This is a genomic window from Streptomyces sp. NPDC058052 (assembly GCF_042885515.1).
Classification (GTDB): domain Bacteria; phylum Actinomycetota; class Actinomycetes; order Streptomycetales; family Streptomycetaceae; genus Streptomyces.
The window spans coordinates 1526-3285 of sequence record NZ_JBHVRX010000073.1 but is presented as its reverse complement, the minus strand read 5'-3'; the positions used below and the strand labels follow the sequence as shown (position 1 = coordinate 3285).

1 rRNA gene (cut by a window edge) is annotated in these 1760 nt (G+C 57.6%); it reads left to right on the top strand.

The window, feature by feature from the left end:
• The first annotated feature begins 56 nt into the window (after nucleotides 1-56).
• A 23S ribosomal RNA gene (locus tag ACFVU3_RS39920) occupies nucleotides 57-1760 on the top strand (it continues 1493 nt past the right edge of the window).

Here is a 1760-nt window from a genome sequence, read left to right as displayed (position 1 = left end):
GGGTGATGGGTGGCTGGTCGTTGCTTGAGAACTACACAGTGGACGCGAGCATCTGTGGCCAAGTTTTTAAGGGCGCACGGTGGATGCCTTGGCACCAGGAACCGATGAAGGACGTGGGAGGCCGCGATAGTCCCCGGGGAGTCGTCAACCAGGCTTTGATCCGGGGGTTTCCGAATGGGGAAACCCGGCAGTCGTCATGGGCTGTCACCCACTGCTGAACACATAGGCAGTGTGGAGGGAACGAGGGGAAGTGAAACATCTCAGTACCCTCAGGAAGAGAAAACAACCGTGATTCCGGGAGTAGTGGCGAGCGAAACCGGATGAGGCCAAACCGTATGCGTGTGATACCCGGCAGGGGTTGCGCATGCGGGGTTGTGGGATCTCTCTTCTGTCGTCTGCCGGCGACAGGACGAGTCAGAAACCGTTGATGTAGTCGAAGGACATGCGAAAGGTCCGGCGTAGAGGGTAAGACCCCCGTAGACGAAACATTAGCGGCTCGTTTGAGAGACACCCAAGTAGCACGGGGCCCGAGAAATCCCGTGTGAATCTGGCGGGACCACCCGCTAAGCCTAAATATTCCCTGGTGACCGATAGCGGATAGTACCGTGAGGGAATGGTGAAAAGTACCGCGGGAGCGGAGTGAAATAGTACCTGAAACCGTGTGCCTACAAGCCGTGGGAGCGTCGCTCATTGGGTTTACCCAATGGGTCGTGACTGCGTGCCTTTTGAAGAATGAGCCTGCGAGTTTGCGGTGTGTTGCGAGGTTAACCCGTGTGGGGAAGCCGTAGCGAAAGCGAGTCCGAACAGGGCGATTCAGTAGCACGCTCAAGACCCGAAGCGGAGTGATCTAGCCATGGGCAGGTTGAAGCGGAGGTAAGACTTCGTGGAGGACCGAACCCACCAGGGTTGAAAACCTGGGGGATGACCTGTGGTTAGGGGTGAAAGGCCAATCAAACTCCGTGATAGCTGGTTCTCCCCGAAATGCATTTAGGTGCAGCGTCGCGTGTTTCTTGCCGGAGGTAGAGCACTGGATAGGCGATGGGCCCTACCGGGTTACTGACCTTAGCCAAACTCCGAATGCCGGTAAGTGAGAGCGCGGCAGTGAGACTGTGGGGGATAAGCTCCATGGTCGAGAGGGAAACAGCCCAGAGCATCGACTAAGGCCCCTAAGCGTACGCTAAGTGGGAAAGGATGTGGAGTCGCAGAGACAACCAGGAGGTTGGCTTAGAAGCAGCCACCCTTGAAAGAGTGCGTAATAGCTCACTGGTCAAGTGATTCCGCGCCGACAATGTAGCGGGGCTCAAGCGTACCGCCGAAGTCGTGTCATTGCAGCAATAGGGCCAACGCCCGCTGTGATGGGTAGGGGAGCGTCGTGTGCCGGGTGAAGCAGCCGCGGAAGCGAGTTGTGGACGGTTCACGAGTGAGAATGCAGGCATGAGTAGCGATACACACGTGAGAAACGTGTGCGCCGATTGACTAAGGGTTCCTGGGTCAAGCTGATCTGCCCAGGGTAAGTCGGGACCTAAGGCGAGGCCGACAGGCGTAGTCGATGGACAACCGGTTGATATTCCGGTACCCGCTTTGAAACGCCCAATATCGAGCCCATTAATGCTAAGCCCGTGAAGCCGTTCCGGACCCTTCGGGGAAAGGAAAGTGGTGGAGCCGGCGAACCAAGGTGGTAGTAGGTAAGCGATGGGGTGACGCAGGAAGGTAGTCCAGCCCGGGCGGTGGTAGTCCCGGGGTAAGGGTGTAGGGCGTTG